Genomic DNA, 26639 nt, shown 5'->3' on the forward strand with positions numbered 1-26639 from the left:
TTATGTCAACCACACAACCTATCCTAAAAGTACGAGATTTGTCATTGTTTTATGGCAAAAAGCAATCTTTGTTTGACATCAATATGGATTTTTATCCGGGAGAAATTACGGCCTTGATTGGCCCTTCTGGTTCAGGAAAATCAACTCTTTTGCGGTCTGTCAATCGTATGAATGACCTGGTTGCCTCAGCAAAAATCACAGGTGAAATTCTCTATAAAGATGAAAATATCTACGGCTCAAAAACAGATACAGTTGAGCTCAGAAAAGAAATCGGCATGGTTTTCCAACAGCCAAATCCTTTTCCATTTTCCATCTATGAAAATGTTGTTTACGGTCTGCGCCTAAAAGGTGTCAAAGATAAAGCAGTGTTAGATGAAGCGGTTGAAGAGTCGTTGCGTGCAGCAAATATATGGGACGAAGTCAAAGACATCTTGCATAGCTCAGCGCTAGGACTTTCAGGTGGTCAGCAGCAACGTGTGTGTATCGCACGTGTTCTTGCGGTCAATCCTGACATTCTTTTACTGGATGAGCCGACTTCAGCGCTTGACCCGATTTCTGCAGGTAAGATTGAAACCATGTTGCTTGATTTGAAAGAAAAATACACGATTTTAATCGTGACGCACTCTATGCAACAGGCCAGCCGTATCTCTGATAGAACAGCGTTTTTCCTCAATGGTGAGTTGATCGAGTATGATAAGACTAAGAAAATCTTCCTAGATCCAAAAGAAAAATCGACTTCCGACTATGTAACAGGGAAATTTGGTTAATAAGAAAGGCAGTATATGTTAAGAACACAATTTGAAGAAGAATTAAACAAGCTCCATAACCAGTTTTACTCAATGGGGACGGAAGTCTCAGCGCAGGTCAATAAGGCAGTTCGTGCCTTTGTTAGTCACGATCGTGACTTGGCTGAAGAAGTGATTGAAGCTGACCAAGAGGTCAATGAACAAGAAACAAAACTTGAAACAAAATCTCTTGAGATGATTGCTTTGCAGCAGCCAGTTTCTCATGACTTGAGAACTATCATCACAGTCCTAAAAGCGTCGTCAGACTTGGAGCGTATGGGTGACCATGCGGTTTCTATCGCAAAAGCCACGATCAACCTTAAAGGTGAAGAACGCATTCGTGTTGTCGAAGAAGACATTTCACTCATGGGTGAACGTGTCAAATCAATCGTTGACGCGGCGTTGAACGCCTATATCCAAGGCGATGCTGATCGTGCACGCGAGATTGCAAGTTGGGATGCGACGGTCAACCAAATGTATGGCGAAATCCAGAACAAGACGCTTGACGCCATGGAAGCAAACAAAGAAACAATCACGACTGGTAAAGATTATCTGATGACGATCATGTACTTGGAGCGCATCGGAGACTATGCTAAAAATCTCTGCGAATGGATCGTTTATCTGAAAACAGGTAAGATTGTTGAGCTTTGATGAAAATAATGGCATAAAAAAATGGGCTCTATGATAAATCGGCTTTATAATAAATCGTGTGGGAAAATCCCCATGCGTTTTTTTGCATAAAAAAATCCTTCCCTCTATAATGTAAGTTACAAGACCACATAAAGAAGGAAGGAAAGTAGAATCCTTACTACTAATTTAAATTAAGTAAATAGATTTTTATTTTACAACAGTATAGTCGTCGATCGTTCGACCTGTTTCATCTTTTAGGACTAGCCATGAGTTTGTACCAGCAAAATAAAGGAGGTGGCCAACTTCATTGACGGACTTGAGTGTGATGTCTGTGGTTGTGACAAAGTCAGGACCAATCGCACTCGCCTGTTCGTCACGCAAGGTCATGGCGAATTTCTGCGCAAATCCAACAGATCCATCTTTGTTTAGCGGCATTTCTTTTTTGAGAATAGCGCCTTTTTTGATGATCATTTCATTGCGCTTAGCCCAATAAACTTCGGCCTTTGCACTGTCGTGATCTACGAAAAATGGAATGGTTGAGACAGCTTTTGAAAATCTGTGCTGTGCTTTTGCGGGTGCGGCTTTTTTGACAGACGCATCAGCTACCTCTGACGCTTGAAACTGATAGCCCAGTTTATCAAGAATCGGTGCTAAGCTTTCAAGATAATCAGCGATGATCTTGCTTTGATTGGCAGGGAGTTTTTTAGCAGTTAGATACTTTACTAAGTAAGCAGGGTCAATGTCGGCAGGCGTTGTGAAAGCAAGTACACGGTCAGCGTCAGATTTCTTACTAACAGGCTGATTACCATTGAAATAGATGGCAGCCTTAGTCGCATCAGCTGAAAAATCAGCAATATCCAAGATGTCAAGCTGACCCTGGCTGTCGTCAAAGGTGATTGACAGGCGATTATCTATAAATGAAATCGGCATTATTTGATGACCTCAACACCGCCAAGATATGGACGGAGGACCTCAGGCACAGTGACTGACCCGTCAGCGTTTTGGTAGTTTTCAAGGATGGCAGCAACGGTACGTCCGACTGCAAGTCCTGAGCCATTGAGCGTGTGAAGAAGTTGTGTTTTACCGTCTTCATCACGGTAGCGGATTTGTGCACGGCGCGCTTGGAAATCTTCGGTGTTTGAGCAGCTTGAAATTTCGCGGTAAGTATTTTGTGCTGGAATCCAGACTTCTAGGTCAAATGTTTTCGCAGCAGAAAAGCCCATATCGCCAGTAGAGAGAGCAACAACACGGTAGGCGAGTCCTAGTTTTTCAAGGATATTGCCTGCGTTTTCGACCATTTTATCAAGTTCTTTGTAAGAGTCTTCTGGTTTTGAAAACTTCACCATTTCAACCTTATGAAATTGATGCAGACGGATCAAACCACGTGTGTCACGGCCAGCAGAACCAGCCTCAGAGCGAAATGACGGACTCATGGCAGTAAAGTAAATTGGCAACTCAGCACCGTCAATGATCTCATCACGGTAATAGTTTGTCAAAGGTACTTCGGCAGTTGGAATCAGGACAAAGCCGCGGTCATCTGTCAGCTCAAATGTGTCTTCTTTGAATTTTGGATATTGACCTGTACCATACATAGAATCTTGATTGACCATATAAGGTGTGATCATCTCTGTATAGCCTTCTTTGGCGTGTTCATCTAGCATGAAGTTGTAGAGCGCACGCTCGAGACGGGCGCCCAAGCCTTTATAAAAGAGAAAACGTGATCCTGTGACTTTCGCACCACGTTCCCAGTCGAGAATGCCAAGTTTTTCACCTAGATCCCAGTGAGCTTGGGGCTCAAAGTCAAATGTTGGAATCTCACCAACACGACGCACTTCAACATTATCATCCTCATCAGCACCGACTGGTACATCATCAGCAGGGAGATTTGGCAATCTTTCGATGATGGCTGTGACTTTTTCGTCAAAAACTGCAAGCTCAGTGTCAAGCGCCTTGATATGACTTGAAACTTCTTGCATTTTAGCGATAGCGCCACTTGCATCTTCCTTGTTGCGTTTGGCAAGGCCGATGGCTTCTGATGCGTCATTGCGTTCTTTTTTGAGCGCTTCAGTCTCGATAATCAGCTCACGGCGTTTCGCGTCAAAATCGCGCAGTTCATAAAGCTGTTCTGATGAGACGCCACGCGTTTTAAGCTTTGTCTCAACGGCGTCAAAGTTGTTACGAATTTGTTTAATGTCTAACATATTTCCTCCAAAAAAAGATACTCTCAAACTCTGACAGGGCGTTTTTCAACACGGTTCCACCTGTCTTGCTTGAAAGCATCTCATTTATTTTTATTTACAAGTTTAGTTGCGGTAGAATTTCATTCTGACGAAAGAGTGGCTTTCAGCCGCCGCCACCTTTCTAAACATCCGTCAGAACTACTTATCCGCTTTTTTTATTATAGCAAATTGCGTGCAAACAATCAACTTTTTTTCTGTTTTTTGCGAAAACGTCTGGTGACATTTGCCCAGAAAGTTGGAGCCTTGACAACCTTGTCATTTCCTAGATGTTCTCTTGCGATTTTTAGGACCTTACCTGCTTCCTTTGATGAGAAGCGAAAGCGTCCAGCAGTTGTCTGAAAGATAAATTGCCGTCCAAGTTTGCCAAAGAAAACTTGACCTTCAACATACTTGACCTCTTCCCAAGGAATCTGGATATAATCTTCGACGTTGCGATCGTTGAAAAATTCGAAGGCCTTGTCGCCCATGAGAATTTTCCCGTAATTGCCAGAGATAGATGAAAGATAAGAAATTGCAGTCGAGGCGAACTCGACGTTTGTATTAAGTGATTGAGCCATGTTTCTATTATAGCATATCTCTTAAAAGCACGCACTCATCCTGCGTGGTCCGGCACAATAATATGTAAAATCACATCAACAAGTTGGTTTATTTCTGCTGACGTGGTGGTGGGTGTGATGGTGTTTGTGACTAAAATATGGAGTAGGTTTGAGGTAAAGGCGAGATCGAGGTGAGGTCGGCTGAGCCCCTTTTTTTCTAGTTTAGCAAGCAGCAGAGAAAGTTCGCGGATGGACGCTTCATGGCGAGCGTCGAGGCGTGCTTTGACGTCAGCGTCATCCATGGCAACAACGGTCAATACAGCACGCAGTCCTGCATTGGCGCTGTTTTTCTGACGATTTTCGACAATACTTGTGATAATGCTACGAAGATCAGTTGATTGGAGTCTATCACTGGAAACAGCAAGAGAAAGTGGTAGCCGCTCATCAAGTAGGGTCAAGAGGATATGTTTTTGATCTGGAAAATAGCGGTAGATACTCCCAACAGAAATGCCAGCTTTTTGGGCAATATCACGGATGAAAACAGCATGATAGCCATGCGTGATAAAAAGGTCATAAGCAGTTGTTAAGATAGTCTCACGGGTATTTTTTGCACGATTTTGAATTGGTTTTGTCATAATTATAGTATATCAAAAAAGTCTAACGAAAAATGAATATAAGTTCACTTTTGAAATTGTTTGTGATAAAATAAAAGTGAACAAAAGTTCATTTTTGAGAATGAAAGGAAGTCAGTTAATGTTAAAAGAGGCTATTAAACAGATTTTTCACAATAAATTTCTGCTGACGGCATTTGCACTCGTTGCACTATTGCCAGCGATTTATGGGGTGATTTTTATCGGTTCCATGTGGGATCCTTATGGCAAGGTATCGCATTTGCCAGTTGCCATTGTCAATCGCGACAAACCCACTATCGTCGGTAGCGCCAAGGTAAATCTGGGTGCTGATCTAGTCAAAAATCTCAAGGTAGATCAGGCTTTAGATTACCATTTTACGAGTGAAAAAAAGGCTGAGGCAGGTCTTAAAAAGGGGGAATACTATATGGTGCTTGAAGTGCCTGCGGACTTTTCTGCAGGATTGCCAAAGTTGCTATCGGGTGAAACTAAGTCGCTTGATTTAGGTTACAGTTTGTCGACTGGGCGAAATTATATTGCCTCAAAGATGGTGACAACGGCGGTCACGAGCATCGAAAATAATCTCAACACCAGCCTGTCTACGACGATGTTGTCGGAAATTTTCGCACAGATAGAAGCGTCAGAGAAATTGCAAAAAGAAGTGGCGACAGGTCAGGTGTCGCAAGCGGCAGCGGCAGCACTTATGCAAAAAAGCAAGGCTGCAACATTACCTGATAAAGCACAGTTAGCGCACATCATCAGCCCAATCCAGCTCAAAAAAACAGATATTGCGCCCGTGCCTAATAACGGAACGGCCATGACACCCTACATGCTTGCGGTCAGCTTGTGGACGGGGACGATCGTTTTGACGACGCTTTATGATCTGCGTAAGTTCAAACGTCGCGCCAATCCACTTGAGATGTTGGCATCAAAATTTTTGGTACTCATGCCTGTGACCTTTGTGCAAGGTTTGGGCATCATGTTAAGTTTGCGTGTGGTTTGGGGGTTTGTGCCCCAAAATATGTTGCTTACAATTGTTGTTTTATTTGCAACAAGTCTAGCATTTTTGAGCTTAATCAGCTTTTTCAAACTTTTGTTTGGTCAGCTGGGAGCGATTATCGCTTTGGTTTTCATGTTTTTACAGCTGAGTTCATCAGGTGGGACGTATCCAATCGTTCTGACCAGTCATTTTTATAGTCTGGTACATCCTTGGGTGCCGATGACTTATGCGGTTGATGCACTACGTCACACGATCTCCCTAGGCGGTGTGCCAAGCCATGATATCTTGACATTATTGCTATTTACGCTTATTTTTGGTGGGTTGTCTTTGCTGATTTATGGCAAAAATGGGGATAAATTTGTAGCTGCGACACTTAAAAAATCAAATGTATGACTAGGGTGAATTTTAAAGGTTGTATACACATTTTAGCTTGATTTTTGATATAATGAAAGCATGGAAATCATAGAAAAATATGTCGCATTTGACTTGGAATTTAACACAGTTGACGAGGTAGAGCACTTGATTCAGGTGTCAGCTGTCATTTTTGATAAAGGTGAAGAACTGGCAAATTTTGACGCCTTTGTCTATTCTGACGTGCCACTCAACTCATTTGTCATCGGTCTGACGGGAATCACGCAGGAAAAGGTTCTGACGGCGCAAAAAGCACCTGTTGTTTTACAGGCGCTAAAAGATTTTATCGGTGATTTGCCCGTTATTGGCTACAACGCCAATAAGTCAGATCTGCCGATCTTGCTTGAAAATGGCCTTGATCTGTCTGAAAACTATGCGCTTGATGTCTATGAAACGGCGGATGCCATGCGTGATAACAAGCTGCACGGTGTCAAAAATTTTCAGCTCAAAACGCTTGCAGAATTTTTTCATGTTGGTTTGAAAAATGCCCATAACGCACTTGCTGACAGCAGGATGACAGCGCTCGTCTACGAAGCCATGAAAGACACGCAAGAAGCTGAAAAGCTACTAGATGCACAAAATCAGACACAAGAAAAAGAGACTTCTGACAGTCCCTTTGCTGGTTTAGCAGGACTTTTCTGAACTTAAAAACCTGCCATCGTAATAATAGTATCCGTGATTTCTCGCGGATTTTCTTTTTTTCCGCGTTTTAGCCAAAGCTGCACCGTGCCGAAAATTGCGTGAGAAAAGTAAGTCGCACGGTAGTCAATATCGATTTTTTTTAAGTCTTTTCGACTGAAATTAGGCTCGAAAAAGGTCGTTAATATAACTTTGAGTTTTTGACGCATATAGATGTGGATTTCGCGCGTGCCGTTTTCAGATAGCAGGGCAGATAGTAATTTTTCATGATATAGCATCTCAAAAATTTCATAAACTGCGGCATGCAGGTCTTCGAAGTGCTTATCAAAAATGTACTCTAGTTGCTTAAAAAACACGTGTTGATACTGGTCAATCATCTCGTATTTGTCTTGGTAATGGGTATAAAAGTTGGAGCGACTGATGCCCGCACGTTTGACGAGCTCAGTTGTCGTGATGCGATCAAACGATTTTTCGGCTAATAAGTTACTCATGGCAGTTTCAAGTGCCTGATTTGTCTTGATGATTCGGATGTCCGTCATGATGAAATCCCTTTCTTGCTAGATTCTAAAACAAAAATGAACAGACTGTCCATTTACTAACTTAGAATCCTTGAAATATCTCTAATAAGTATTATAATAAAAAATAAGAATAAAGACAAGGTGTCTTAAAACGTCTGTCTGGATAAACACCATTTCAATATTAAAGGAGCAAGTAATGATCAAAAAAGAATGGCAAGCAATCTTACATAATCGACTATTTATGGCGATTATCATTGCCTTAGCGCTGATTCCTGCCCTCTACAATCTGATATTTCTATCATCAATGTGGGATCCATACGGCAAAATCAAGGACTTGCCAGTCGCTGTGGTCAATCAAGACAAGGCAGCAACTATATCTGGTTCTGACAAAACCATCAGTCTGGGCAAGGATTTAGTTGCAAAATTAGCTAAAAATGACAGTCTAGATTATCATTTTGTTTCAGAAAAAACTGCCAAGTCTGGCATCAAATCCGGTAAATATTTCATGGTAATCACGCTACCTGATGACTTTTCAAGTTCAGCAGCAGGCTTACTTGATGACGGTGCAAAACCAGCAGAAATCGACTATCAGACAAGTAAAGGGCATAATTTTATCTCAGCAAAAATGAGCGAGTCTGCGATGGAAAAGCTGAAAGCAGAGGTCTCAAACAACATCACAGCCACCTACACACAGGCCGTGTTTGACAATCTAAACACACTCAAAGCGGGCATGACTGATGCCTCAAAAGGCAGTCAAAAAGTAACAAGTGGCGCAAGTGCACTCGTTTCAGGCAGCAAAACCTTGTCTGACGGTCTAGGCATATTGTCAAGTCAATCTGTCGCCTTTTCTGACGGGACGCAGCAGCTATCGAGTGGCCTTACTCAGTACACGGCAGGCGTAGGACAACTCAGTTCAGGCGCAACGGCCTTAAAAGCTGGAATCGCTCAGTATACCGCAGGTACAGGTCAAGTCGCAAGTGGCTTGTCAGCGCTCGACACAAGTTCTCAAAAATTAACAGCGGGTGCAGAAAATCTAGCCGCGGGCACACAAAAAGTTGCTGATTTATCAAAAGGGACAGCGCAGCTAAATGCAGGCTTGTCAGAACTCGCTAAAAAATCGAGCCTATCGAAGACGCAAAAAGCTCAGCTGACAACACTTGAAACAGGAATGACTGCATTAAATACAGCCATCCAAGACTTCAACACGCAAAATCAAGCAGCATCAGACAGCACAACATTGACCAACTTGCTGACTAGCATCGCAACTAATGCGCAGACAATTATTGCTGAAAATCAAGCGCAGCAAGCAGATCAATTGGCAGCATTAAAAGCAACAGCAACTTATAAATCGCTGACAGCAAGCGAGCAAGATGAGTTGACATCAGCTATTAGCACAGGTTCATCTGACATCACAAGTCAAGCCACGCAGACTTTACAAGCCGCGCAAGGCTTGAAAACAGCACTTGAAACGCTCGCAGCCAATCAAGCAAAAAGTCAAGCGGCAACAGCACAAATCGCAGCAGCAGCAGCTCAAGCATTGCCCGCTGGGCAAAAAAGCCTTTCAGACTTGTCAACAGGTCTGACGAACATTAATACTGCGCTCACAACGCAAGTTTTACCAGCTAGTCAAGCTCTCACCACAGGTAGTGGCCAGTTAGATGACGCCTTGTCATCAGGAGCAAGTGCACTTAACACAGGTATCAGCCAGTACACATCAGCAGTCTCAAAACTAAATACAGGTGCAGTTGAGTTGTCAAATAAATCAGAAGACTTGACAAATGGTGCAGCACAGGTCGTGACTGGATCTAAAACGCTTTCAAGTAAGAGCAACACGCTGTTAAGTGGTGCCAGCAAATTAAGTGACGGCGCTAGCAAATTGACCGATGGCACAGGCAAGCTTGCAAGTGGTGGTACAACGCTCAATTCAGGATTGACAACCCTTGAAAACGGCTCAGCCACGCTTAGTCATGCGCTTTCATCAGGTGTGACAAAACTTAACCAACAAAATCTGACCACGAGCGCCAGCAAGGTCATTTCAAAACCGCTAGTCCTCAAACATAAAGATACCGATAAGTCTGCGACTAACGGCGTCGGCATGGCACCTTACATGATCTCAGTTGCGCTCTTTGTCGGCGCACTTTCAACCAACATGCTGATAGGCAACTCGCTATCTGGCGCTAAGTTCAAGAGTCGCCGTGACTGGTTTTTGGGCAAACTTGCGACTAACGGCGTGATTGCGCTCGCACAAGGGATACTAGTCAATATTGCAGTGCATCTGCTTGGACTTAGTGCCACGCATGAAGTTGCGACATTCTTTTTCATCATCTTGATCTCGCTTAGCTTCATGAGTCTCGTTACCTTCCTAAATACGGCGCTTGGCAAGCCCGGATCTTTCCTCGTTTTGATTTTACTTTTGTTGCAGTTGGCGTCAAGTGCGGGGACCTACCCGCTTGCCTTAACAGATAAGTTCTTTCAAACGATCAATCCTTGGTTGCCAATGACTTACGCTGTTTCAGGGATTCGTGAGGTTGTGAGTCTTACAGGAAATATTGGAGTTCAAACGATTATTCTCTTAGGCGTTGCAATCGTCTTTGCCATCCTAGCACCATTGACCTTGAAAAAATCTGATCTGAAAGCGGTATAAGACAGATCAAAGTTAATAGTTAAACTACCAGAAAATTTTGGTAGTTTTTTTATATATTCTCATATATTGGTATGATAGTATTTGTTTACAAACGTAACAGGTGGTTGAAAATTATTCTAAAACCGTTGACAAATGCCGATTTAAAGCATTTCAATGATAATTCTAGCTAAAAAATGCCAAAAAAATCATGCAAATCCAATTTAAAAATGGTAAACTAGAGCAATAGAAAAAAACTAGAAAAAAATGAAAGTAAAGGAAATGCAACATGCTAAAATTGCGACAAGGTTTGATTGATATGAAACACTGGGCAGTGATCAAGTTTGTTTTACAGAGTATTTTTTATTTTATCATCTTGTTTATCTTGCTCTATCTCTTTGGCTACTCGGGACATGGTCAGGGTAACTTTATCTATAATGAATTTTAAGTAGCAGTTATAAAAGGAGAAACTCAGATGTTCATCAAAAATATGATTGAAACCATCACTCACTATGTAAAGACACAGCCGGACGCTATCGTTTATGACGAGCTTGGTAAGACGCATACTTATGCTGATTTAGCGCATGATTCAGACGCGATTGCAGCCAGTATCATTGCACTGAAGCTCGCCGAAAAAAGTCCCGTGCTTGTTTTTGGTGGGCAAACATATGAGATGCTTGCGACTTTTGTCGCACTGACTAAGTCAGGGCATGCCTATATTCCGGTTGATGCGTCGTCAGCCGTTGAACGCTTGACGTCAGTGCTTGAGATTGCGCAGCCAGCAGCTGTTATTGCTGTGTCTGAGCTTCCGATTTCAAACGATGATATTGCTGTGCCAGTTTTTTCAGCCGATGATCTCGCAGCTAGTTTGGCGCAAAAGATTGTGCCTGAGTATGATCTTAGCAATGCCGTGCTAGGTGATGAGACTTACTATATCATCTTTACTTCTGGTACGACGGGTCAGCCCAAGGGCGTTCAAATTTCTCATGATAATCTCTTATCATTTGTTAATTGGCTGATCAATGATGCGGCGTTTGACTTGCCAAAACAGGCAAAAATGTTGGCGCAGCCACCTTATTCATTTGATTTATCTGTCATGTATTGGGCGCCGACTTTGGCAGTTGGTGGGACATTATACGCACTACCAAAAGAAAAGACAGCGAATTTCAAAGCATTATTTGCTGTTTTGCCTAAAATGCCTATCCAAGTTTGGACGTCAACGCCGTCATTTGTCGATATGGCCATGCTATCAGATGACTTTACGGCTGAGAAAATGCCAGATTTGACACGCTTTTACTTTTGCGGTGAAGAATTAACCGTTAAAACTGCAGCAAAATTGCGTCAAAGGTTTCCTCAGGCTGTGATTGTCAATTCATTCGGTCCTACTGAAGCAACCGTTGCCTTTTCAGCTGTCGCCATTTCTGACGAGATGATAAAGAGCGCAGAACGCCTACCTATCGGCTATGTCAAATCTGACGCACCGACGGTTATCCTAGATGACAAACTACAAGAAGTGCCTGTCAATACACCGGGTGAGATTGTCGTGACAGGACCAGGTATCTCAAAGGGGTATATCCATAATCCTGAAAAGACACAGGAGGTTTTCTTTGAACTAAATGGCAAGCCTGCTTATCACACGGGTGATATTGGCAGCTTTGATGAAAATGGTCTCTTGCATTATGGCGGTCGGATGGATTTTCAAATCAAGTTTAATGGTTATCGAATCGAGCTTGAAGAAGTCGCACACGTTTTGAAGAAGTCGCATTATGTTGAGGCGGCAGTGGCTGTGCCGAGATATAATGCTGAGCACAAGATTCAGCAGCTACTTGCCTATGTGGTTGTGCCTGACGATGTACGTGCGCAGTTTGAGAAGCCACTAGATCTGACGAAGGCAATCAAGCTTGAACTTGCAAACGATATGATGGACTATATGATGCCGTCGCGCTTTATCTATCGTGATAGTTTACCAATTACGCCAAATGGTAAGGTGGATATTAAGGCTTTGATTGCTGAGGTGAATGCCAAGTGATTAGCTGGTTACAAAGTCTTCCAAACTGGGAGCCCTACGGTGCGCCACGCTATTTCTTTTTCTTACTGACTGCCTTGGTGCCTGTGGTCGTCTCGCTCATGCTTGGTAGACGATTGAAGATTTATGAGACACTCGTCTCGCTTGTTTTTGTTCTGATGATGTTTGGCGGACAGACCTGGCCACAGTTTTTTGCCTTTATCAGCTATCTGATCTGGCAGACCATCATCGTCTTTAGCTATCAGCGCTATCGAAAAAATGCGAATAATAAATGGTTTTTCTATGCAGCAGTATTGCTTGCAATATTGCCACTTATTGTGGTTAAGTTGACGCCTGCTGTCATTGGTCAGAACTCTCTTTTGGGTTTTTTAGGCATTTCTTATCTGAACTTTCGAACGGTTGCCATGATAATGGAAATGCGTGATGGTGAACTCCACGATGTTACTTTTTTACATTTCTTTCGATTTATGATCTTCTTGCCGACTATTTCGTCTGGTCCGATTGACCGCTATCGGCGGTTTGACGCAGATGATGCACAAGCGCCTGATCGTGCGAGCTATCTGGATATGGTTGAAAAAGCTGTCTGGTATCTCATGCTTGGTGCCTTTTACAAGTTCATCATGGCCTATATTTTTGGGAGTTTGCTCCTGCCGCAAGTCAAGCAAATGGCGCTACATGCGGGTGGCTTGTTTAACTGGTGGACGATTGCAGTCATGTATAGTTATGGATTTGATCTGTTTTTTGACTTTGCAGGCTACTCGCTTTTTGCAGTCGGGATTTCCTATCTGATGGGCATTAAGACACCTGTCAATTTTGATAAACCATTTATCGCGCGTGATCTGAAAGACTTTTGGAACCGTTGGCACATGTCGCTGAGTTTCTGGTTTAGAGACTTCGTTTTCATGAGGCTGGTCTATGTCTTTATGAAGAAAAAAGTCTTCAAAAATCGGAATACCACGTCAAGTGTGGCCTATCTGCTGAATATGACGCTCATGGGATTCTGGCATGGTGTGACTTGGTATTACATTGCTTACGGGATTTTTCATGGTGTTGGTTTAATTATCAATGACTGGTGGACACGTAAGAAAAAAACGATCAATAAATCGCGTAAAAAAGCAGGTCAAGCGCCCTTACCTGACAATAGACTGATTCACGCTGTGTCGATTTTTGTGACGTTCAATGTCGTGATGTTCAGCTTTCTACTGTTCTCAGGTTTCTTGGATCAATTGTGGTTTCACCCATTTGTCTATCATCATGGGCTACCGTTAAGAAAATAAAAATAGAAAAGAGAAAAAATGGCAACAATAAAAGAAGATGTAATTGAGATTATTGACGATTTGTTTATGGAAGATATTTCAGATATGATGGATGAAGACCTGTTTGATGCGGGTGTGCTTGACTCAATGGGGACTGTTGAGCTTGTGATTGAGCTTGAAAATAAATTTGACATCAAAATCCCCGTCTCTGATATGGGTCGTGATGACTGGAATACAGGTGATAAGATTGTCGCAGGCGTTGAGGCGCTGAAACATGCTTAAACGTTTATGGCTGATTTTTGGGCCGATTTTAGTTGCAGTTGTCATGATTTTGGCTGTGATTTTACTATCACCAATCAGCCATAAAAAACATGACCTTTTTGAAGAAAAAAGAGCTGCAGTTGCGTCGTCTGCCATAGTTTTCAAAAATGCAGGACTGAAAAATCAAGCGCTGTCAGATCCCAATCACCGTTTTGTGCCATTTTTTGGCTCAAGTGAGTGGCAACGATTTGATGAGATGCACCCGTCAGTTTTAGCAGCTGCTTATCATCGTGATTATACACCATTTTTACTGGGGATGAAGGGAACTGAGAGTTTGACGCAGTATTTTGGTATGCAGCAAATCAAGCCACAGTTGAAAAACAAGCAAGCTGTTTTCGTGGTGTCACCACAATGGTTTGTTAAGGAAGGACAGATGCCGCAAGCTTTCGAGCATTATTATGCAGGTGATCAGGCTTATGAGTTTTTGATGACACAGACAGGTAGTAAGGCTGAGCAATATGCTGCTAAGCGGTTTCTTGCCATGATGCCTGAAAGTCCGATGACGAAGATGATGAAAAAAGTCGCAAAATCCGAGAAATTATCTACGCTAGATAGAAATGAACTCAAGTTTTTGAAGCATTTATCGCAGCGCGAGGATAATATTTTTGATGGTCTGCAAATCAAGGATAATTACAGCAAAAAAGTGTTACCTAAGACGCAAAAATTACCTCAAAAATATGACATTGACGTGCTGTCACAAAAGGCAAGTGCGCTCGGTAAAGCACACACGAAAAATAATCCTTATGGCATTTTAGACAAATTTTATACGAAACGTGTGGCGGGACAACTCGCTGAATTGAAAGAGTCACAAAAGGATTATGACTACCTAAAATCACCAGAATATGGCGATTTTCAGCTAGTTTTGGATGAATTTGCTAAGGAAAATACGTCAGTCATGTTCGTTATTCCTCCTGTCAATCAAAAATGGCAGAACTACACAGGCTTGAGCCAAGAAATGTATGAAAAAACGGTCGCTAAAATCAAGTATCAGCTGACGTCGCAAGGTTTTAATCGCATAGCTGACTTATCAGAATGTGGCGGAAATCCTTATTTCATGCAGGATACTATTCACCTTGGCTGGAATGGTTGGCTGGCTTTTGATCAGGCAGTTGCACCATTTCTGACGCAAAAACAAACTCAGCCGTCTTATGAGATCAATAACCATTTTCTCAGTCAAACTTGGGCAAACCAGACAGATATCTATCGTTGAGTGTATCCTTGAGCTGTTTTAACAAATGAGTGTATAATAAAAGTATCATGAAAAAAATAGTATTGATTTTGATAGTAGGAGTGAGTATGGTGGCAGGTGTTGTGAGTGCAGACACACAAAAATCAGGTTATATAACGACGCGCGACGGCACGCAGATTCACTATGTCCGCAGTGGTTCAGGGACACCTTTGATTTTACTGCATGGCAATGGTCAGAGTACCAACTATTTCAAGGCTCAAATGGGATTAACTGGTTTTGAGACGATTGCAGTGGATTCGCGCAATCATGGCAAATCGGGCAATTCGAAAAAGTTGACATTTGAGATTATGGCGCGTGATTTGCTGGATCTGCTGGATGCTTTGCACTTGAAAAAAGCGGATATTCTAGGCTTTTCTGACGGCGCCAATCAGGCCATGGTCTTTGCTAAGAACTATCCAGAACGTGTAGACAAGCTGATTTTGAACGCAGGTAATCTAACGCTGTCAGACCTACATTTTAGTGCGCAGCTGACATCTGTTTTACAAAACTTTGTCAGCTACACCCCTGTTTCTAGGCTACTTCTTAAAAAAGTTGATGTCTCAAAACATGATCTTGAAAAATTTAAGATGCCTGTTTTAGTCGTGGTCGGGGAAAACGATATGATCAAACGATCAGCATCAAAACGCATTGCCAAGTACAGCCACGCTGAATTCATCGAAATTCCAGGTGGGACACACAAGGTATCACAGCAGCAACCGAAAGTGTTTAATAGGATTATTACAGAATTTTTAAATCAGTCAAGCTAACTAGCTGACAAAACTAGTCATTGGAGGACCGATCTATGCTAGCTTTTTTCAAAAAATATCAGACTTATCTGAAAACGATTTTTGTGATTGCAGTGAGTTTTATTGCGATTACGCAAATTGCGGGGCTTTTAAGACAAGTCCGACCTGATAAAATTGCATTTATCCTTGATAGACTGAGCTTTTTTGACCTGCTTTTGATTATGATTGTCGGCATGATTAGCGTCACACCGATGCTCAACTATGACCGCATACTCAATCATCTGATGGGAACAGTCTTTCAGCCTAAAAAGCTGATACAGACATCATGGTTGATCAATACGCTGAATAATATTGCAGGTTTTGGTGGCGCAGTTTCAGTTGGTCTGCGCAGCCATTACTACGGTAAAGCGGTAAAAGAGCGACTTTTGACCAATATCTCGAAAGTCTTCTTTTTTGGTCTGTCAGGTTTGTCAATTTATGGCTTGATTGGGATTATTGCAGTCAAGCTCGGTCTTGTCAATGATTTTCTAGCACAATACAGCCTGTGGTTGATCGGCGCAGCGGTCTATTTTGTGATTGTTTTGTTGTTTACTAGAAAAAATCTAGGTGGGCTCAAAAAACGTCTGCAGTTCGAACTTTTGCTGACCAGTTTCCTAGAATGGAGCGGCGTCATGCTGAGCATTATCGTGATCGGTCACGTGCTTGGCGTTCGCATTTCCGTTGTGAGTTTGATTGTTTTGATTACAGCAAGTTCGGTAATCGGCATTTTGTCAATGATTCCAGGCAGCCTAGGTTCGTTTGATGTGATGATGATGCTAGGACTTTTACAGCTTGGTGTGCCGCGGGAGTTGGTAGTCATCTGGCTCTTGCTTTACCGGATTGCTTACTATCTTTTGCCACTGGCACTAGCCATTTTGACCTTGATCATAACGCGGGGGCGTGAGTTTAACGCACATTTTTCTGGTGTGCCGAAAAATCTCGTCAAAGCTGCCTTGCATAAGCTAGTATCATTTATGATTGGCGTAACAGGAGGTTTTCTCGTTCTGACGGCGACAGTGCCTGAGGCTTTTTACGACCTGCGTTGGCTACGTCGGATTTCGCCTTGGAGTGCCAATCTGGTCGCTGAATCGCCCAAGCTCATTCTAGGTTTTCTTTTGATTATCACGAGTCGTGCCATTAAAAACCGCGTTACTAGAGCCTATATGCCCACGATTATACTTGAGATGCTTGCCATTATTTATACGATTGTAGACGATTTTTCTTGGCACTCTGTGATTTTGATTGGCTTACTGACGCTTATGACCGTTTTCATCAAAAGCGAGTTGTACCGCAAACAGTTGGTTTTGAGCTATGAGACGATTATTTTTGACAGCTTTTTCATCATCGTGCTCATGCTGCTTTATATCGTAGTAGGGACGATTTCACGGCCTGCTTTTCACATGCATCATAAGGTCAGTGACTTTCTGCTTTTTCCGTCTGAGAAAATGTGGGTGAGCGGTATGATTGCGATTTTTATTGTAGCTGGCATTTGGCTTGTTTATTTGCAGTATTTACAGGGAAAACGATTGAAAATCGGAGTCTTGCTCGATGAAAATGTTGAGCAAAAAATACTCGATTTGCTTGAAACATACGGTGGCAATACGCAAAGTCAGCTCGTTTTCATGGGTGATAAGCGCATTTGGAATTATGAAAATCAAGTCATGCTGCAGTTTGCCATTCGCCAGGATAAGGTGCTTGTCATGGGGACGCCGTCCGGCAATCAGTCACTTTGGTATGAAGCCTTGTCTCAATTCATTCGTGAAGCAGATCTGCTTGGTTACCGCCCCGTTTTTTACGAAATTGACGAGAAAACGACCTTGATTTTGCATGAGCTTGGCTATCACTTTATCAAGCAAGGTGAAGAAGGACATGTTGATTTGCAGACCTTTAGCCTGTCCGGCTCGAAAAATAAAACCAAACGGCAAGCAGTAAATCAAGTCGAAAAGTCAGGATTCACTTTTGACATGATAGCAGTTGACGCGATCACGCCCGACTTGCTTGCTGAATTACGTCAGATTTCTGACGAGTGGCTGGATGGTCGCCGCGAAAAAGGATTTTCACTGGGAAATTTCTCTGAAAATTACTTAAAAAAAGCGCCAATTGCTATCGTCAAGTCTGACGATGATGTCATCGTCGCATTTGCTAATATCATGCCGACTTACACAACAGATTTTGTGACAGTTGATCTGATGCGTCATTCAACAGCCGCACCAAAAGGTGTCATGGACTTTCTTTTCATCAAGCTATTTGAGCATTTCAAAGCCGCAGGTATTGAAAAGTTTGATCTGGGTATGACACCGCTTGCTAATGTTGGAACCTTTAGAAATGCCTTTGTTTCAGAACGGATTGCTAATCTGATTTATCAATTTGGTGATTCACTTTACAACTTTGAAGGCCTTAGAAATTTCAAGAAGAAATATGTGACCTCATGGGAGCCAAAGTACACCGCCTATTCTCACAACTCGAATATCGCCTTTGTCATGCTTGCGCTGTTGTTGCAGGATAATGCGCCGGTTGCGCCGGATGACTAAGGCATTTACGACGGCATACCAAGAAATGAGGCAGTAAATGGCTAAATGGCATCAGCTGCTCTGATGAGCATATCAGACCCTATATTTCAAATATGCACAGTACGATGATTCAGCTACAGACACCAAATAATATGATAGGAAGCGTATTTAGCGTGTTTAAATTACTGACGATGATTATCTCACCCGTCGGAATTATCGCAGTCAGTCTGATGAGTGAGCAAATTGATTTAAAGATTTTATTTGTCATACTTAGTTTGTTGCTACTTATACTGACAGCAATGAGTGCTAAGGCAGGCTTGGTTGATAGTAGTTTATATAGTTTATACGAATGTCCTTCTTACTTAAGGACATTTTTTGTAAGTTTACAATTTTTTTCAGAAAAACAGTCTCATTTTCTTGACAAACCTATCTTTTAGATATATAATAAATTATATCTAAAAGATAGAAATTAACCTAATTGAAAATTGAAACGGAGGCAACTATGTATGAACTCTTTATATTAAGTAAACTACTGGATGGGAACTACTCGGCCTATAAGCTCAAATTTGTCTTAGAAATGGTGCTTGGTGCCAATCGAAAAATGAGTTTTGGTGTGCTTTATCCCTTGCTTGACAAGTTGGAAAAAAATCAATTTGTCGAGATGAGCGACGAGCTTGATCGACGTGGTAAAAAACTTGTGCGCATCACAGATGCTGGTCGTGAGAGATTTCAAGTGCTCATGCGTGAGCCTGTCAAGGTTTGTGCACATCTTGATGATATCTATCAGTTCAAGTTATTATCTTTGAGGTTTGTCGATGCCACGCTTCAAAAAAGCATTATCTCGGATTATCGCGCCCAAAAAATAGCTGAGAAAGCTGACTACGAAACCCACATCCACGATCTGATAGAAAAGCACTTAGGTTATACGTTTTATGACCAAGCGCTTCAAAACTATCACTTGCAGCTGAACCTGATTGAAACCAAGCTTGCTTGGATTGATGAGATTCAGGACTATTATGAAAAGGAAAACTAACTTGGAAACAACACACAAAGATCCAAAGCGCTGGCTAGCGCTGATTGCGATTTCACTAGGCGTCTTCATGTCGCTGATCGACACAACAGTTGTCAATGTCGCACTCCCCAGCATTCAAAAAAGTTTGAACGCCTCTTACTCTGATTTACAGTGGGTGATTTCAGCCTACACGATTGTTTTTGCGGTATTATTGCTCATCTGGGCGAAACTTGGCGACTTGTATGGTCGCAAACTGATGTTTATCATTTCGCTGATTATCTTCACGATTGGTTCAGGGCTTGACGCCGCATCGACCACGATTGGCTGGCTCCATATTTTCCGTGCCATCCAAGCCGTCGGTGGCTCAGGTATGATGTCACTGTCATTTGCCATCATCGGTACAAGCTTTGATGACAAGGAACGAGGCGTTGCGCTGGGGATTTTGAGCTCGATTATCGGCTTGTCAACGGCGTCAGGTCCCCTGCTTGGCGGCTGGCTGACAGATGCTTTTTCATGGCAATCTATCTTTACGGTCAACCTTCCGCTAGGCGTTATCACCCTCATCATGGCAATATTATTCGTGCCAAATGTGCAGCAGCACCGCGCAATAGGTGGCGTTGACTATCTGGGCATGATCTTGTCAGCAGGAACGATTTTCGCACTTGTTTTTGGCTTGATTCAAAAAGAAATGCACGCAAGCTGGGGCTGGACAAATTTCAATGTTGCAGGCTTCTTGATTCTTGCAGCTGTCCTCCTTGCGCTATTTATCTGGCGTCAATTGACCGCTAAAAATCCGATGATGCCGTTGTCTATTTTTCAGTCTAAAAGCTTTATCGGTGCGGTTCTTGTTGCATTCTTTTTAGGCGCAGGACTCTATGGTTTCTTTGCTTACTTATCGACTTTTATGCAAAACTACGCTGGTTATTCAGCTTGGGAGACTGGTCTTCGTCAAGTAACAATTTCAGGCTGGTCGCTGATTTTGGGACCAATCGCAGGGATTTTGACCAATCGTTTTCGCCATGGCTATATGCTTGCATTTTCTGCACTTTTCATTGGTGGAGGCTTGATTATCATGAGCTTACTTGTGACAAAAACGGCAACATTTAACGAACTCTGGCCAGCATTTATCATCATCGGTATTGGTAGTGGTACGATCAATCCGCCGATGACGACAGCTGCCATGAGTAGCGTTGAGCCGCGTCACATGGGTATGGCGTCTGGTATGATTTCTACTTTCATGCAAGTCGGTCTCAGCTTTGGCGTTGTATTTCAAGGCTTACGTCTGGCTGACGGCTACCAAGCTGGCCTCAAAACGCATATGAGTGATTTGGCAGGTGCGCCGGCAGCTGTGGTCACGAAGCTCCATCATGTGCTAGTTGAAGTTGGACCATTTTCAGGAAATGCGGTGGCACATAGCAAACAAGTGACCGCGACACCATTTGCTGAGAAAGTCCAAGACATCGTCCGCGTGGCGTTTGATCAAGGTTTCATCCAAATCTTACGCATGGACGCTATCTTCTTGATTATCGGCGGTATTATCGCTATTGTCTTGATAAAGACAGGTGGAAAATCATCAACCAAATAACGAACTAGAAACGGCTTCTGCCGTTTTTTTATTTCTCCTTGACAATGCAAACGATTGCATTGTATAATGATGTAAACGGTTACATATATAAAATTGTAGCACACAACACAAAATGAGGTAATGGTTAGATGAAAAGTGATTGGTTTAAACAAGCGGTTGGCTATCAGATTTATCCCAAGTCGTTCCGGGATGCAAACGCTGATGGCATGGGTGACATCAGAGGGATTATTGAAAAATTGCCTTATTTAAAGGCATTGGGAGTTGATTTTATCTGGGTCAATCCGATTTATAAAAGTCCACAGGTTGATGGTGGTTATGATATTTCAGACTACTATGCGGTTGATGAACGCTTTGGCAGCATGACAGATTTGACAGATTTGATTGCTGCAGCGCATGACCAAGGTCTGAAGTTAATTATGGATTTAGTGGTCAATCACACGTCTGATCAGCACCCGTGGTTTATAGAAAGCCGCAAGTCTAAGGATAACCCTTATCGAGATTATTATCACTGGCAGCCGGCGACGCCTGATCATTTGCCAAATGACTGGATTTCATTTTTTGGTGGCAGTACTTGGACGATTGACGAGGCGACGGGTGAAGCGTATTTTCATGTCTTTGCAAAGGAGCAACCCGACCTTAACTGGCATAATCCCAAAGTTCGCACAGCCATTTACGAGATGGTTCGCTATTGGCTGACGCTTGGTATTGATGGCTTTCGACTGGACGCCATCAGCCATATTGAAAAAGCGCCGTGGGATTTCAAGCTCAAGTCTTTTGAGGATGATGATCCGTGGGAACCGTTCATGAATGTTTCAGGCATTGAGGCGTACATGCAGGAGTTTAAGGCGATTTTTGATGCCTTTGATGCGCTGACAGTAGGTGAAGCGAGTGGCGTGAGTAGCAAGGCTGCGCCTGACTGGACGGATGCAGAAAAAGGCTATATCGACATGATTTTTCAGCTGGAGCAAAATAAAAGGCTAGATGATGGACATGGGGATGTCGCAGCTTTCAAAGAAGTGCTGATCCGTTGGCAGGAGGATATGCAAGCGCGTGGCTGGAACGCCCTTTATCTGGAAAATCATGATAATCCACGTGTAATTGATAGTTTTGGTGACGGGAGTATGGCGTCGGCGAAGGCGTTTGCTGTTGCCTACATGCTTCTGCGTGGCACGCCCTATATCTACCAAGGGCAGGAGATTGGCATGACAAACTTTGATTATACGTCGATCAGCCAGGTTGATGCGACGGACACGATTTATGACTATGAGCAGTTTCTTGCGAAAGGCTTGTCAGAAAAAGAGGCGCTGTCACAAGCAACGCAAAATACTAGGGACAATGCGAGAACACCGATGCAATGGGACGCAACGCAATATGCCGGCTTTTCAAAACACACGCCATGGTTACCAGTCAATCCCAACTACCTTAAGCGAAATGTTGCATCAGCCATGGCGTCAGATACGTCAATCTTTCAACTTTATCAGTTTTTAATCCGGCTTCGACATAAGCAGGTAAGCATTTCTCATGGTCAGATTAGATTTTTATTTAAGGAAACGCCAGCAATTTTTGCTTATACTCGGGGGAATGGTAGTGAGCGTTCTGACGAGTTTATCGTTTTGACCAATCTGTCTGATAAAGCTGTCAGACTTGATTTTGACTCTACTATTTCTGACTTTAGTGACTATATCTGTCTAGCTGCCAGTCAAGCGCAGGAATTATCAAAATCAATGATACTTGAAGGGTGGGACTATTTGATTTATCAAAAAAATCAAAATAAAGCTTGACGTGCAAACGGTTGCATGATAAAATAGAATTATGAAAACGGTTGCAAAGAAATTATGTCAGCAACCGAAAATTAAACTAAGACAATAAAAAAGTGAGGCTAAAAGATGAATCAAATCAAGCGAATTATGGACACTGACCCATGGCTTATCACCTCTGATGAGCTTGCGATAACTGACCGCAGACTGCAAGAGTCATTGACCGCGATTGGTAACGGTTACATGGGCATGCGCGGGAATTTTTCAGAAACTTACTCAGGTGATATGCACCAAGGTTTTTATCTGGCAGGCGTCTGGTACCCTGATAAAACGCGCGTTGGCTGGTGGAAAAATGGCTATCCAGAGTATTTTGGTAAAGCTGTCAATGCGCTCAATATTGCGAAAATTCAACTTTTTATCGACGATCAGGAGGTCGATCTCGCAACTGAAAAGCTCACTGACTTCAACCTGTCGCTTGACATGGCAAAAGGGGTGCTGAGCTATCGTTATACGGCGCGCGGCGTCAAGGTTTCGGCAGAACGCTTTTTCTCAGTTGATCAGCTAGAACTCGCTGTTTTTGCCTTTATGTTTGAGGCTGTTGATGGCAAGTCTCACAAGATCAAGGTCATTTCAAGCCTTGATGCGGATGTCAAAAATGAAGATGCCAACTATGATGAACAGTTCTGGGATGTCTTAGATATAGCTGCTAATAATACATCAGCACACATTGCCACGCAAACGATTACAAATCCATTTGGTGTGCCACAGTTTATCGTTTCAGCCAGCCAAACATTTGCAGGGGACTTGACTGCGTCTGATCATGCAACGGCTGAAAAATCAGTCTCAAACACTTTTGAAACAGAACTGTCAGCAGATAGCATGGCAACATTTGAAAAACGTGTCATTGTGACGACAAGCCGTGACTATCACGATGGTCTTGACTCAGTCATCGCAGGCAATGAAAAAATCGTAGCAGAAGTCATAAAGGCTGACTACATGGCACTTTACCAAGCACAAGTGGACGCCTGGGCGAAACGCTGGGAGATTGCGGATGTCGTAATTGAAGGCTCGAAAGCTGCACAACAAGGCATTCGTTTCAACCTTTTCCAACTCTTTTCGACCTACTACGGCGAAGATGAACGTCTCAATATTGGCCCTAAAGGCTTTACAGGTGAAAAATACGGCGGTGCAACTTACTGGGATACGGAAGCCTACGCTGTGCCTTTGTATCTATCTTTGGCGGATGAAAGTGTCACGAAAAACTTGCTCAAATATCGCCATAACCAACTGCCACAAGCGCAGCACAATGCACGTCAGCAAGGCCTAAACGGTGCACTTTATCCAATGGTGACGTTTGATGGTATCGAGTCGCACAATGAATGGGAAATTACCTTTGAAGAAATTCACAGAAATGGTGCCATTCCTTATGCCATTTACAACTATACCAATTACACAGGAGACGAGACTTATCTCGCGCATGAAGGGCTTGATGTCTTAGTAGAAGTCGCACGTTTCTGGGCGGATCGTGTGCATTATTCAGCACGAAATGATAAATACATGATTCACGGTGTGACGGGACCAAACGAGTACGAAAACAACATCAATAACAACTGGTATACCAATACCTTGGCAGCATGGGTTTTGCGCTACACGTCTGACAGTCTGACAGCACATCCGCGTCCAGATCTGGCTGTATCTGCTGATGAGCTTGAAAAATGGACAGAGATTGTAGATAAGATGTACTATCCATTTGACGAAAAAGAAGGCGTTTTTGTGCAGCATGACGGCTTTATGGATAAGGACTTACGGCCTGTTAGCGCACTTGATGCGACGAATGATCTGCCATTAAATCAAAACTGGTCATGGGATAAAATCCTGCGTTCGCCATTTATCAAGCAGGCAGATGTCTTACAGGGGATTTATTTCTTCGGGGATCAGTTTAGCCTTGATGAAAAACGACGGAATTTTGAGTTCTACGAGCCGATGACGGTACATGAAAGCTCACTTTCACCGTCAATTCACGCGATTTTGGCGGCCGAGCTTGGCATGTCTGACAAGGCCGTGGAGATGTACGAGCGCACGGCACGTCTTGACTTGGATAATTATAACAACGATACGCAGGATGGTCTGCACATCACGTCAATGACTGGGTCTTGGCTTGCAATCGTCCAAGGCTTTGCGCAAATGAAGACTTGGCAGGGTAAACTCAGCTTTGCGCCATTTTTGCCAAGTAGCTGGACGAGTTATGCCTTTCATATCAACTACCGTGGTCGTTTGCTGAAGGTTGAAGTTGCTGAAAATGTGACGGTGACGCTGCTTTCAGGTGATGCGCTTGCGCTTGAAGTTTACGGAGAAAAAGTTGATTTGACGTCAAGTTATTCTGTCAAATTGCAAACGAAAGTAGGTGGTTCAGATGTTTAAAGCGGTTCTTTTTGACCTTGACGGTGTCATCACAGACACGGCGGAGTATCATTTTCTAGCTTGGCAAAAACTGGCTAATGAAATTGGCATCACCATTGACCGTGCCTTTAACGAAAAACTCAAAGGCGTGTCACGTGAAGATTCGCTGTCGCGAATCTTGGCGTATGGTGGCAAATCTGACACTTTTACAGCTGATGAATTTGCAGCACTTGCCAAACGAAAGAACGACAACTACGTCGAGATGATTCAGGCAGTTTCTGAAAAAGATGTCTATCCCGGTATCTTGAGCCTGTTGCAGGACTTGAAGGCAGCGGGCATCAAGATTGCGCTGGCTTCAGCATCAAAAAATGGGCCGTTTTTACTAGCACAGATGAAACTGACGTCGTATTTTGACGCGATTGCTGATCCTGCCAAGGTCGCAGCAAGTAAGCCAGCACCGGATATTTTCATTGCTGCAGCTGATGGCGTGGGTATTGACGTGGCTGATGCCATCGGGATAGAAGACGCAGAAGCAGGCATTGCAGCTATAAAAGCCGCACATGTCTTGCCAGTTGGCGTGGGCAGCCCTGATGTCTTAGGGCATGATATCGCCATCGTCCCTGACACGCGAGATTTGACACTTGATTTTTTGCGCAATGTATGGGAAAATAAATAGATAGTTTTGATGGAAACGTTTGCAAGATAACGTTTTTATCGTACATAAAAAAATGAGTAAGTAAAGGGGATTTATGGCAGTGACAATCAAGGATGTGGCAAAACGTGCTGGGGTAAATCCCTCAACCGTGAGCCGAGCCATCCGAAACCATGCAACCATTTCTGATAAAACAAAAGAAAAAGTCAAAAAAGCCATGCAGGAGCTGGGGTATCGACAAAATTCAGCTGCACAGATGCTTGCAAGCGGCAAGGCTGGTGCGATTGGGGTGATTTTCCCACCCGTTGAAAATAAGTCTGATCAGCCATTTTTCATGAAAATATTGACCTCAATCAACGAAGAGGCACGGGATAAAAAAATCACAGTCGCTATTGCGTCAGCGCACAGCAATGAAGCCCTGCTATCACAAGTGCAAGTCATGTATCAGGAAAAGCGCGTGGATGGCTTTATCATGCTGTATACCGCGCAGGACGATGCCGTCAGAGACTATCTGCTGTCTGATAAGATTCCTTTTGTGGTCATCGGGACGCCGTCAGATCGAGCAAACGAGATCACATCAGTCGATAATGATAACCATCTGCTAGGTGCGGAAGCGGTGCAGTATCTGGTATCGCTTGGGCATAAAAAACTTGCCTTTGTAACCAATACTGAGTTAGGAGAAGTCTATCAGGAACGCTATTTTGGCTTTTATGAAAAGGCACGTTCGCTAGGATTAACACCCTCACTTGTCAATAGCGAGAAAAAACTAACTATTCGTGATGTGACGGGGCTTGTCATCATGGATGATATTTTAGCCATCAAGGTGATTCAAGAGCTGTCAGAACAGGGGATTTCTGTGCCTGATCAGGTGTCAGTTATCTCGTTTAACAACTCCTTTTTTGCCAGCCTGATACATCCTTATTTAACGACATTTGACATCAATGTAGTACAACTGGGGCATCGTTCTGTGCAAAAGTTAGCACATTTACTGGATTATCCGGATGATTTTCGGGAAAAAGTGACGGTGCCGTTTGAGCTCAAAGTCCGTGAATCTACAAAAGCTGTCTGACGACGGCTTTTTATGTTTATATTAAGAGTT

General features: G+C 43.1%; 23 protein-coding genes. 18 read left to right on the forward strand and 5 right to left on the reverse strand.

The window, feature by feature from the left end:
- Positions 1-2 precede the first annotated feature (2 nt).
- Both pstB and phoU read left to right on the forward strand, forming a co-directional pair.
- Entirely contained in the window at positions 3-767 is a 765-nt protein-coding gene (gene pstB / locus Hs20B_RS00810; RefSeq protein WP_172354636.1) for a phosphate ABC transporter ATP-binding protein PstB, read from the forward strand.
- Between the two features lie 15 nt (positions 768-782).
- The gene (gene phoU, locus Hs20B_RS00815; RefSeq protein ID WP_172354638.1) at positions 783-1436 is read left to right on the forward strand and encodes a phosphate signaling complex protein PhoU; all 654 of its coding nucleotides are present in this window, start codon (positions 783-785) and stop codon (positions 1434-1436) included.
- A 186-nt stretch (positions 1437-1622) separates the two neighbouring features.
- Here phoU and Hs20B_RS00820 read toward each other — a convergent pair whose 3' ends face one another.
- The 4 genes from Hs20B_RS00820 to Hs20B_RS00835 all read right to left on the reverse strand — a co-directional run bounded on the left by Hs20B_RS00820 (position 1623) and on the right by Hs20B_RS00835 (position 4826).
- Positions 1623-2345, reverse strand: coding sequence for a hypothetical protein (locus Hs20B_RS00820; protein WP_172354640.1), 723 nt, complete (start codon positions 2343-2345; stop codon positions 1623-1625).
- Positions 2345-3616: a serine--tRNA ligase gene (gene serS, locus Hs20B_RS00825; protein WP_172354642.1), complete on the reverse strand. Its 1272-nt coding sequence runs from the start codon at positions 3614-3616 to the stop codon at positions 2345-2347. Before serS ends, Hs20B_RS00820 begins: the two co-directional genes overlap by 1 nt.
- 221 nt (positions 3617-3837) lie before the next feature.
- Positions 3838-4212 (reverse strand): DUF956 family protein, encoded by a 375-nt coding sequence (locus Hs20B_RS00830; protein WP_172354644.1) that lies wholly within the window; start codon positions 4210-4212, stop codon positions 3838-3840.
- Positions 4213-4247: 35 nt separating this feature from the next.
- Positions 4248-4826 (reverse strand): TetR/AcrR family transcriptional regulator, encoded by a 579-nt coding sequence (locus tag Hs20B_RS00835; protein ID WP_172354646.1) that lies wholly within the window; start codon positions 4824-4826, stop codon positions 4248-4250.
- Positions 4827-4944: 118 nt separating this feature from the next.
- On the opposite strand from Hs20B_RS00835, the gene Hs20B_RS00840 reads away from it, so the two are divergent.
- Both Hs20B_RS00840 and Hs20B_RS00845 read left to right on the forward strand, forming a co-directional pair.
- On the forward strand, positions 4945-6213 hold the full coding sequence (locus tag Hs20B_RS00840) for a YhgE/Pip domain-containing protein (RefSeq protein WP_172354648.1): 1269 nt from the start codon (positions 4945-4947) through the stop codon (positions 6211-6213).
- Positions 6214-6273: 60 nt separating this feature from the next.
- Positions 6274-6873 carry a 3'-5' exonuclease gene (locus Hs20B_RS00845; protein WP_172354650.1) on the forward strand — a complete coding sequence of 200 codons (600 nt, stop codon included), beginning with the start codon at positions 6274-6276 and terminating at the stop codon, positions 6871-6873.
- 2 nt (positions 6874-6875) lie between these two features.
- Here Hs20B_RS00845 and Hs20B_RS00850 read toward each other — a convergent pair whose 3' ends face one another.
- Positions 6876-7409: a TetR/AcrR family transcriptional regulator gene (locus Hs20B_RS00850; RefSeq protein WP_228407417.1), complete on the reverse strand. Its 534-nt coding sequence runs from the start codon at positions 7407-7409 to the stop codon at positions 6876-6878.
- A gap of 175 nt (positions 7410-7584) precedes the next feature.
- On the opposite strand from Hs20B_RS00850, the gene Hs20B_RS00855 reads away from it, so the two are divergent.
- The 14 genes from Hs20B_RS00855 (at position 7585) to Hs20B_RS00920 (ending at position 26609) form a co-directional block, all read left to right on the forward strand.
- On the forward strand, positions 7585-10032 hold the full coding sequence (locus Hs20B_RS00855; protein ID WP_172354652.1) for a YhgE/Pip domain-containing protein: 2448 nt from the start codon (positions 7585-7587) through the stop codon (positions 10030-10032).
- A 265-nt stretch (positions 10033-10297) separates the two neighbouring features.
- Entirely contained in the window at positions 10298-10456 is a 159-nt protein-coding gene (locus tag Hs20B_RS00860) for a teichoic acid D-Ala incorporation-associated protein DltX (protein WP_371863824.1), read from the forward strand.
- A 27-nt stretch (positions 10457-10483) separates the two neighbouring features.
- A complete protein-coding gene (gene dltA / locus Hs20B_RS00865) occupies positions 10484-12037 on the forward strand; it encodes a D-alanine--poly(phosphoribitol) ligase subunit DltA (protein WP_172354654.1) in 1554 nt (517 codons plus the stop codon).
- The gene (dltB, locus tag Hs20B_RS00870) at positions 12034-13311 is read left to right on the forward strand and encodes a D-alanyl-lipoteichoic acid biosynthesis protein DltB (protein WP_172354656.1); all 1278 of its coding nucleotides are present in this window, start codon (positions 12034-12036) and stop codon (positions 13309-13311) included. The genes dltA and dltB overlap by 4 nt, the downstream gene beginning before the upstream one ends.
- Before the next feature lie 18 nt (positions 13312-13329).
- A complete protein-coding gene (gene dltC / locus Hs20B_RS00875) occupies positions 13330-13572 on the forward strand; it encodes a D-alanine--poly(phosphoribitol) ligase subunit DltC (RefSeq protein ID WP_172354658.1) in 243 nt (80 codons plus the stop codon).
- Positions 13565-14821, forward strand: a complete 1257-nt coding sequence (gene dltD / locus Hs20B_RS00880) for a D-alanyl-lipoteichoic acid biosynthesis protein DltD (RefSeq protein WP_172354660.1) — start codon at positions 13565-13567, stop codon at positions 14819-14821. Before dltC ends, dltD begins: the two co-directional genes overlap by 8 nt.
- A 47-nt stretch (positions 14822-14868) precedes the next feature.
- A complete protein-coding gene (locus tag Hs20B_RS00885; RefSeq protein ID WP_172354662.1) occupies positions 14869-15606 on the forward strand; it encodes an alpha/beta fold hydrolase in 738 nt (245 codons plus the stop codon).
- A 35-nt stretch (positions 15607-15641) separates the two neighbouring features.
- Positions 15642-18155, forward strand: a complete 2514-nt coding sequence (gene mprF / locus Hs20B_RS00890; RefSeq protein ID WP_172354664.1) for a bifunctional lysylphosphatidylglycerol flippase/synthetase MprF — start codon at positions 15642-15644, stop codon at positions 18153-18155.
- Positions 18156-18612: 457 nt separating this feature from the next.
- The gene (locus Hs20B_RS00895) at positions 18613-19167 is read left to right on the forward strand and encodes a PadR family transcriptional regulator (RefSeq protein WP_228407419.1); all 555 of its coding nucleotides are present in this window, start codon (positions 18613-18615) and stop codon (positions 19165-19167) included.
- Position 19168: 1 nt separating this feature from the next.
- Complete coding sequence (locus Hs20B_RS00900; protein ID WP_228407420.1) at positions 19169-20731, forward strand: MFS transporter; 1563 nt, start codon at positions 19169-19171, stop codon at positions 20729-20731.
- Positions 20732-20859: 128 nt separating this feature from the next.
- Complete coding sequence (locus Hs20B_RS00905; RefSeq protein ID WP_172354668.1) at positions 20860-22512, forward strand: alpha-glucosidase; 1653 nt, start codon at positions 20860-20862, stop codon at positions 22510-22512.
- Positions 22513-22617: 105 nt separating this feature from the next.
- Positions 22618-24909 (forward strand): glycoside hydrolase family 65 protein, encoded by a 2292-nt coding sequence (locus Hs20B_RS00910; RefSeq protein ID WP_172354670.1) that lies wholly within the window; start codon positions 22618-22620, stop codon positions 24907-24909.
- Positions 24902-25564 carry a beta-phosphoglucomutase gene (gene pgmB / locus Hs20B_RS00915; protein WP_172354672.1) on the forward strand — a complete coding sequence of 221 codons (663 nt, stop codon included), beginning with the start codon at positions 24902-24904 and terminating at the stop codon, positions 25562-25564. Before Hs20B_RS00910 ends, pgmB begins: the two co-directional genes overlap by 8 nt.
- Positions 25565-25637: 73 nt before the next feature.
- Positions 25638-26609, forward strand: coding sequence for a LacI family DNA-binding transcriptional regulator (locus tag Hs20B_RS00920; RefSeq protein ID WP_172354674.1), 972 nt, complete (start codon positions 25638-25640; stop codon positions 26607-26609).
- Positions 26610-26639 lie beyond the last annotated feature (30 nt).

The organism is Pseudolactococcus insecticola (genome assembly GCF_011170065.1).
Classification (GTDB): Bacteria; Bacillota; Bacilli; order Lactobacillales; family Streptococcaceae; genus Pseudolactococcus; species Pseudolactococcus insecticola.

What these genes read in the sequence shown, in the direction of transcription:
- pstB (WP_172354636.1), top strand. Translation starts at nt 3, where the DNA reads ATGTCAACCACACAACCTATCCTAAAAGTACGAGATTTGTCATTGTTT.
- Hs20B_RS00860 (WP_371863824.1), top strand. Translation starts at nt 10,298, where the DNA reads ATGCTAAAATTGCGACAAGGTTTGATTGATATGAAACACTGGGCAGTG.
- pgmB (WP_172354672.1), top strand. Translation starts at nt 24,902, where the DNA reads ATGTTTAAAGCGGTTCTTTTTGACCTTGACGGTGTCATCACAGACACG.
- Hs20B_RS00830 (WP_172354644.1), bottom strand. Translation starts at nt 4,212, where the DNA reads ATGGCTCAATCACTTAATACAAACGTCGAGTTCGCCTCGACTGCAATT.
- mprF (WP_172354664.1), top strand. Translation starts at nt 15,642, where the DNA reads ATGCTAGCTTTTTTCAAAAAATATCAGACTTATCTGAAAACGATTTTT.
- dltC (WP_172354658.1), top strand. Translation starts at nt 13,330, where the DNA reads ATGGCAACAATAAAAGAAGATGTAATTGAGATTATTGACGATTTGTTT.
- Hs20B_RS00855 (WP_172354652.1), top strand. Translation starts at nt 7,585, where the DNA reads ATGATCAAAAAAGAATGGCAAGCAATCTTACATAATCGACTATTTATG.
- Hs20B_RS00905 (WP_172354668.1), top strand. Translation starts at nt 20,860, where the DNA reads ATGAAAAGTGATTGGTTTAAACAAGCGGTTGGCTATCAGATTTATCCC.
- Hs20B_RS00920 (WP_172354674.1), top strand. Translation starts at nt 25,638, where the DNA reads ATGGCAGTGACAATCAAGGATGTGGCAAAACGTGCTGGGGTAAATCCC.
- Hs20B_RS00820 (WP_172354640.1), bottom strand. Translation starts at nt 2,345, where the DNA reads ATGCCGATTTCATTTATAGATAATCGCCTGTCAATCACCTTTGACGAC.
- dltA (WP_172354654.1), top strand. Translation starts at nt 10,484, where the DNA reads ATGTTCATCAAAAATATGATTGAAACCATCACTCACTATGTAAAGACA.
- serS (WP_172354642.1), bottom strand. Translation starts at nt 3,616, where the DNA reads ATGTTAGACATTAAACAAATTCGTAACAACTTTGACGCCGTTGAGACA.
- Hs20B_RS00845 (WP_172354650.1), top strand. Translation starts at nt 6,274, where the DNA reads ATGGAAATCATAGAAAAATATGTCGCATTTGACTTGGAATTTAACACA.
- Hs20B_RS00850 (WP_228407417.1), bottom strand. Translation starts at nt 7,409, where the DNA reads ATGACGGACATCCGAATCATCAAGACAAATCAGGCACTTGAAACTGCC.
- Hs20B_RS00835 (WP_172354646.1), bottom strand. Translation starts at nt 4,826, where the DNA reads ATGACAAAACCAATTCAAAATCGTGCAAAAAATACCCGTGAGACTATC.
- phoU (WP_172354638.1), top strand. Translation starts at nt 783, where the DNA reads ATGTTAAGAACACAATTTGAAGAAGAATTAAACAAGCTCCATAACCAG.
- Hs20B_RS00885 (WP_172354662.1), top strand. Translation starts at nt 14,869, where the DNA reads ATGAAAAAAATAGTATTGATTTTGATAGTAGGAGTGAGTATGGTGGCA.
- Hs20B_RS00840 (WP_172354648.1), top strand. Translation starts at nt 4,945, where the DNA reads ATGTTAAAAGAGGCTATTAAACAGATTTTTCACAATAAATTTCTGCTG.
- Hs20B_RS00910 (WP_172354670.1), top strand. Translation starts at nt 22,618, where the DNA reads ATGAATCAAATCAAGCGAATTATGGACACTGACCCATGGCTTATCACC.
- dltD (WP_172354660.1), top strand. Translation starts at nt 13,565, where the DNA reads ATGCTTAAACGTTTATGGCTGATTTTTGGGCCGATTTTAGTTGCAGTT.